At 39.4% G+C, this 6,713-nt stretch carries 8 protein-coding genes; 2 read left to right on the top strand and 6 right to left on the bottom strand.

Translation table 11 applies throughout. The annotated features are described in order from the left end of the window. Window positions 1–116: 116 nt before the first annotated feature. Together H5125_RS18990 and H5125_RS18985 are read right to left on the bottom strand one after the other, a co-directional pair. Window positions 117–1,697, bottom strand: a complete 1,581-nt coding sequence (locus H5125_RS18990) for an MATE family efflux transporter (RefSeq protein WP_182745029.1) — start codon at window positions 1,695–1,697, stop codon at window positions 117–119. 60 nt (window positions 1,698–1,757) lie between these two features. Then, on the bottom strand, window positions 1,758–2,588 hold the full coding sequence (locus tag H5125_RS18985) for an ion transporter (protein ID WP_162022836.1): 831 nt from the start codon (window positions 2,586–2,588) through the stop codon (window positions 1,758–1,760). 166 nt (window positions 2,589–2,754) lie between these two features. On the opposite strand from H5125_RS18985, the gene H5125_RS18980 reads away from it, so the two are divergent. Together H5125_RS18980 and H5125_RS18975 are read left to right on the top strand one after the other, a co-directional pair. Continuing rightward, complete coding sequence (locus H5125_RS18980; protein WP_101087500.1) at window positions 2,755–3,258, top strand: murein L,D-transpeptidase family protein; 504 nt, start codon at window positions 2,755–2,757, stop codon at window positions 3,256–3,258. Window positions 3,259–3,310: 52 nt separating this feature from the next. Further along, a complete protein-coding gene (locus tag H5125_RS18975; protein ID WP_182745028.1) occupies window positions 3,311–3,913 on the top strand; it encodes a VOC family protein in 603 nt (200 codons plus the stop codon). Between the two features lie 430 nt (window positions 3,914–4,343). On the opposite strand, the gene H5125_RS18970 is transcribed toward H5125_RS18975, so the two are convergent. The 4 genes from H5125_RS18970 to H5125_RS18950 form a co-directional block, all read right to left on the bottom strand. Continuing rightward, window positions 4,344–4,802 (bottom strand): GNAT family N-acetyltransferase, encoded by a 459-nt coding sequence (locus H5125_RS18970; protein ID WP_101087498.1) that lies wholly within the window; start codon window positions 4,800–4,802, stop codon window positions 4,344–4,346. Window positions 4,803–4,823: 21 nt separating this feature from the next. Beyond that, on the bottom strand, window positions 4,824–5,135 hold the full coding sequence (locus H5125_RS18965; protein ID WP_101087497.1) for a hypothetical protein: 312 nt from the start codon (window positions 5,133–5,135) through the stop codon (window positions 4,824–4,826). A gap of 170 nt (window positions 5,136–5,305) precedes the next feature. Further along, entirely contained in the window at window positions 5,306–5,800 is a 495-nt protein-coding gene (locus H5125_RS18955) for a GNAT family N-acetyltransferase (RefSeq protein ID WP_182745027.1), read from the bottom strand. Between the two features lie 226 nt (window positions 5,801–6,026). Then, a complete protein-coding gene (locus tag H5125_RS18950) occupies window positions 6,027–6,395 on the bottom strand; it encodes a PH domain-containing protein (RefSeq protein WP_182745026.1) in 369 nt (122 codons plus the stop codon). Window positions 6,396–6,713 lie beyond the last annotated feature (318 nt).

Here is a 6,713-nt window from a genome sequence, read left to right as displayed (position 1 = left end):
TCTTCACTGAGTCTCATCTTCACTGAGTCTCATCTAAACTAAGTCACATCTAAACGAAGTCACATCTAAACGAAGTCACATCTACACTAAATTACATCTACATAGCATCTATCAGATCAATTGATTTTATCGCTGTTTTTCTCACTGCCAATGTTATCGGTACTAGCGCTATCAGCACCGGATTTTTCAGTATCATTTGTGTTGCCATTGGCTGTATCGGCGTTATCTTGTTGAGCAACTTGCTTACACAGTGGGTCTTCATCTAATTGAGCCATCTGAGTGCGCCCTGGCATAGGTGAAGGAGCAGCCACCATATCAATGTTTATCGCATCGTCTTCTAGTAGTTGTCGATTAGCACCCGCTGAAAGCATACCTTGGCGGCTAATTTTGTCGACTAATCGATATGCACATAAAATACCTATCACACCAAATATAATTGCCCCAATCACCTGACCAATTAACACCCCAAATACACCGCCCCACTGGGCGCCAAAATACACAAATGGTATGGTGCCGATGGTTGCTTTACCGACATTAAAAAAGGTCGAGTATTTAGCCTTACCTAAATTATTAAATGAGGCATTGGCAATAAACAAAATGCCCGAAAAGATAAAGAACACCGCGATGTACTGACAGAAAAACAAAATAAGCTCTGCCGCATCGCCTTTCATATCAAAACTACTAATAATGACATTTCGTAATAAAAACAGTACCAGTGACACCACCAGAACATAAACAACACAAAATTGAATCGCTTTGTTTAAACTCAATCGAACTCGTTCAATTTCATTGGCACCAAAGTTTTGCCCCACTATCGGTCCGACAGCGCCAGACAGTGCAAAAATCATCCCGAACGAGACGGGGATCAAACGTCCTAATACCGCCCAGCCAGCTACATAACTATCACCAAAATCAGCTATGGCACGCGTTACCACCGCATTACCAATGGGAGTTGCCACATTGGTGAGCATTGCAGGTGCGGCTATGGCAAAAATAACCCCTAGGTCTTGCTTGAACTCAATCCACGAAAATTGACCTAACAGCTTATGCTTAACCACCACTCCGCGAGCTGAGATGACAAACACCGCAATACGGGCCAATACCGATGCAGCCGCAGCACCTTCAATACCCATTGATAAACTAAAGATAAAGATAGGGTCTAATACGGCGTTAACACCGCCACCAGCTAGTGTCGACATCATCGATAGTTTGGCATCACCCACTGCACGCAGCGCGCCGCCAAGCGCCATTGCTAAACAAATAAATGGTAAGGATGGCACCAGAATATACAAATAGCTTTCAGCCAATTCCGCAGTGCGCCCTGTTGCACCCACCAACGCTAACAATTCGGGAATAAACGCTATGACAACTGCAGCCACCAGCACACTGGTAATTAACGTCACGATGGCACTGTTTAAAAATAATCTCTTGGCTAACTTTATGTTTTTCGACCCCACCGCTTTTGACACCAAAGCGCCTAGAGCAATCGATAAGCCGATACCTATCGAAGTCGTAAAAAATGAAATCGTGCTAGCATAACCTGCTGCGGCGGCGAGCTCTATTTCACCAAGTAAGCTTAAAAAGAAAATATCGAGTAAGTCGACCACAAAAAGTGCCGAAATACCCACAGCAGCAGTAGAGCTCATCACCAGGATATGGCGTAAAATGGAACCCTCAACAAATTTAGCAGCGGTCATCAATATCCTTGTGTGTCTATAATAAAAATCAAATCTAAATCAGCTTTACAGGCTGTAACCCTAGAGTTTTTCAAGTTCGCTACCACAATGATTACAATATTCAGCATCTTTATCGTGGCCTTTTTTGCCACAATTGCTGCATTTACGTAAATCACGGGTTCTGACCATTTCATGTGAAATTTCAGCGGTTAAAATACCGGTGGGGATCGCAATAATCGAATAACCAATCAGCATAGTAAGTGCCGCAATCCCTTGGCCCAATGGCGTTTGCGGCGTAATATCTCCGTAGCCAACGGTGGTAATGGTCACTACGGTCCAATACATGGACTTAGGAATGGAAGTAAAGCCATTGTTAGGGCCTTCAACCACATACATAACCACACTTAACACCATAATAATCAGGCTTACCGAGAAGAAAAACATAAACACTTTTCGACCAGACTGCACCATGGCTTTAAGCAATATTTGGCCATCGCTTAGGTATCGAAGTAACTTTAATACTCTAAACACCCGGAATAAACGCAGTACTCTTAACGCCAACGCGACATTGGCACCAGGGAAAATCAACCCTAAATAACTGGGTAAAATTGACACTAAATCCACTACACCAAAAAAACTGCGTGCATAGTGTAACCGATTAAGCGAGCAATAGAGTCTTAATATGTACTCAACGGTAAACAATACCGTAAAGGTCCATTCGGCGATACTAATATAGTCACCGTAAAGGGAATTAACATATTCTGTGGTATCGATAAAAATCAATATCACACTCAGTACAATACAGACCATAAGGGCAATATCGAAACGTTTTCCTGCTGGGGTTTCGGTACCAAAAATCACACTTCTAAGCTGTTTTTTTAGTGGACTGTCAGATTTTTCTTCGATATTCATCTTAATATTCACTGTCTCGGGTAATAAATTGCAAATAAACTCGGTTAACTAATATCAATTAACCCTTGTTGTCGTTAAAATCTAACATTGACTGTCGAGTTTTAACATTCGAAATAGGGTCATTTTACAATAAAAATTAAAAAGGTCATTGGTTTACGGAGATTTCATGCGCGCGTTGTACATAATATTTATAGCCTTAATTTTCAGCCCGTCATTGGCGGTTGCCTCTTCAAGCCAAACTACAGCAAAAGTAGATTTAGTTGTCGTCAATAAATCTGAATCACGCTTATCTGTCATGCGTGACGGAAGAGTGATTAAAAGTTACCTTATTGCCATGGGCGATGTGCCAAGTGGTCATAAGCTTAAAGAAGGTGATCAACGTACTCCGCAAGGTCGTTATGTATTAGATTATAAAAAATCTGATAGTGCATTTTATAAATCGATTCATATCTCTTATCCCAATGAAGAAGATAAATTACGAGCTGATGCATTAGGCATTAGAGCCGGTGGCATGATTATGATCCACGGTGAAAACCCTCGTTCAACTTTACCGCCAGAAGAAGCACAAAAGTACAACTGGACCAATGGATGTATTGCCGTCACCAACAAAGAAATGGATGAATTGTGGCAAATGATTGATGCTGGTACACCGATTGAAATATGGCCATAAGCTTATTCAATCTCAACCATACCATTTTTTGCTTTGTTTCTTGGGTTATTAAATGAATTACCAACATCTACAACATACTTGGGCAGACTTTAGTCAGCGCATTAGCGTGTTTATTCATCGGTTAGGTTTAGACAACTTAGCATTGAATTGTGATCATGCTGCTCTGCGGGTGAATGATAATCAAACAGCGCAGTTACTCGTCGATGAATTTAGTCAACACGGCAAAATCATCTCAAATAACATCATCAACGGTCGGCCGATTTTAATCATTAAATTAGCCGAACCATTAGTTATCGGTGCGATGAAAATTCAATGTGTTGAACTGCCCTTTCCATCTGACAAATCTTATCCGGTTGAAGGTTGGGAGCATATCGAATTAGTGTTCCCATCACAGGCACAAACCTGTGATGAACTCGTCGCAGAGCTTATCGAAAAAGTGCCACTACTGGCTGATGTTATTGCGGGTAATACTATTGCAGGTAATACTATTGCAGGTAGTGACGAAAACAGTGATATTAAGGTTAAACAAAGTTCGCCAAAAGGTGATAAAGAGCGCCTTGCTAACCCAACTATCGCATTTAAGGCCAATGGCATTTGCGTTAAAGTACACCCGCACGATATTCAACAAATTGTTGAGAGTGAACAAGCCTGCTAGGCATAGTATTAATAACGCTTTGTCTGGAAACTGCAGCACTAATATAAAACAAGCCAAACTCAGTTATGCTAATGCTATAACTGAGTTTGGCTTGTTTAGATCAATGATAGAAAGGTTGTAAATCATTAAGCTTTTCAAAACCCATTTAGAGGTCAGTTTTTACGCTTAATTAAAAATCTTAGCGCTAAGTAATGCAGCACAGGCAAAGCTGTGTATGCCAGTAACAATGAATCAAACAAAAAAATCCACTTTACAATAACCCACTTATCTTTTCCTGTGCACAAGCTATGGCTAAAAAATGCTACACACTCACCTTCTGGAGTCATTAATATTACGATGGCAATGCCAAAAATAATGAAGAAGAGTAATAGTCGCTTACACATTTCATAAATTAGCGCTTTGCTAGGCTTTACCTTTATCACAAATCAATTTACTCAATTAATCTTGTCATAAACAAGCTATTAGGATCTAGTTCATAGTCCGCAAATGGGCCGCTGTAATCAAATTGATGTCGTTCATACAAACGCCTTGCTGGCGCAAAAAAATCCATCGATCCAGTTTCCAAACTCAACCGCTGATAACCACAAGACTTAGCTACGCCCAATATGTGCGATAACAATGCCGATGCTACTCCTTGGTTTCTCGCCATTGCAGCCGTTCGCATAGACTTAATTTCGCCGTGGGTTGGCGTTAACTGTTTTATCGCTACGCACCCAAGTACTATGTCACCTTGTTTGGCACACCAAAAAGTAATTGATGGATGTTTTAAGGCTTCAATATCTAATGCATGAACACTACCCGGTGGCGATGTTGCATACATGTCAGCCAAATGTGCTTGCAGTAACTCAACCACGCCAGAGCCCTGTAAATCATCAATCATAATATCCATGTGCCAAGGCTTCCTTTTGAACTATGATCGTTTATGAAATGCATTTTTATCGAGTAGTTTAATCACCAAATCGATACGTTTATGAGCTAAATAATCATCTCGATGGCTAAAGCCAATCGCGACAAATAACAGTAGCAACCACACAAAATTTTGTTCTACTAATAGGTCTACTTTTGCAATATATAAAATAGCGCCAATAGTCGCCAAACACATCAGCCATTGGATTAACCAAGTATATGGTTTGGGTCTCAGTTTATCTAAATCTGAACGTAAAGCGGTAATGCTATCCGTTTCATAAGATTGGATAATATTATCTGCTTGAGATTCATTCATTTTTACACTCCATTGTAAAAGCCACTCAGTTAATGAGCGAAACGTGGTTAATTAAACCGTTGCGACAATACCCTAAAAGTGAGTCGTGTCACCTAGATTTTATTGAAAACGATTTTACTGAAAACTATTTTGCTGAAAACGTCGATTTTATTGAGAACATGACTCATTTATTAACCACATAACTCCAGTATCATGGTTTGAGTCAGTAATGCACTACCCTCTCGTAGAGTCTGTGTTTCACCAGCAACAACAAAACCAATTGATTTATAGAGATTAACAGCGGCCTCGTTAGCAATAGTAACCTCTAAGCAAACGACTTTTCGATTAGATTTTTTGGCCCAATCAATAATGCTATTCAGTAATAACTTACTAAGTCCATATCCGCGTGCGCGTGGTGACATCCACATTTGATACACATGTGCAGCATCAGTATTCATAGGAATAGAACTAGAACTATGGATCTGTCCCCATGCTAAGCCTACAGCGACGCCATCAAGTTCAGCGATCAGTGGCAATGCATGCTTTGCTCGATTGCTTGCATTAAGACGAGAAATCCACTCTTCGTCGGTAAATTCAGCTTCTCGTTCATAAGTCGAGCCAAACGAATCTGGCGAGTCTTGTAATGCTAATAAACGTAACCTTCTATAGATTCCCCAATCACTCATCAGCAACACTCTGATTTGAACATTAGCCATATTTACAATTTTACACCCCACGTTTTAGTCTTTCTCGACGCCAGATAACTGACGAAACGACCCACTTAACACTCCTCAGTTTCAGCATTAAATTCTAGACTAAACTCATATTTTACAACAGATTAAACCTTAATGGTTCGTTTGTTGAAATTATCAATTTATTAAGCAATTATTGACAATAGCGGCATTTGCAGAACTATAATAAATAACCTGAGATTATTTTTGATATCTCCAGCATTGAGGCCTTACCAGTAAACTCAAACCTAACTTTGCCTATCGCTGAAAAGTATATTTCTAGTTCGGAATCGAGATCGAATGTCCCCGATGTTTCAATTGAGTAAGCGACAATATTTTTGTAAGGCAAAGATGTAAAATCTTTTTTACTTCCTGTAATGCCTTGAACATTAACAGCGATAATTCTTTTACTGGTAAAAATGACACCATCACGCATGGATTTATATGAATCAATGACTCGTTCATCATCGATAAGTAAATCGCGGGCTTTGTCTGCAAAATCAGAATCCTGCTTCAGTTTGAAAAAACCTTTATTATTAAAATCTATCATCTAACATCCTTTTTATATCTGACATCCAAAGGGATTGAATTAATACAAATTTTACGACATAAACAGCTCAGTAAATTTCGTGGTTATCGTATTCTAGTGAATAGCCTTAGCTTAATGTAATAACAATAACATTACAAAATGCAACTGAAGCAAGCATTTATCTCAGTTTGTATTAGCTGATAAATAGCGATAAAGCCTGTGATTGGCATTTCATCAATAATGTCGTTTTATAACACAATAAGAAGTCAATATGACAATTTAGCGTCATATTGACAGTTCACAGTGTGTCTTTATGACATCAATAAAATTCACTAAATA

The sequence above is a fragment of the Shewanella sp. SR44-4 genome, assembly GCF_014163715.1.
Classification (GTDB): Bacteria; Pseudomonadota; Gammaproteobacteria; order Enterobacterales; family Shewanellaceae; genus Shewanella.
This window is presented reverse-complemented; position numbering and strand designations above follow the sequence as displayed.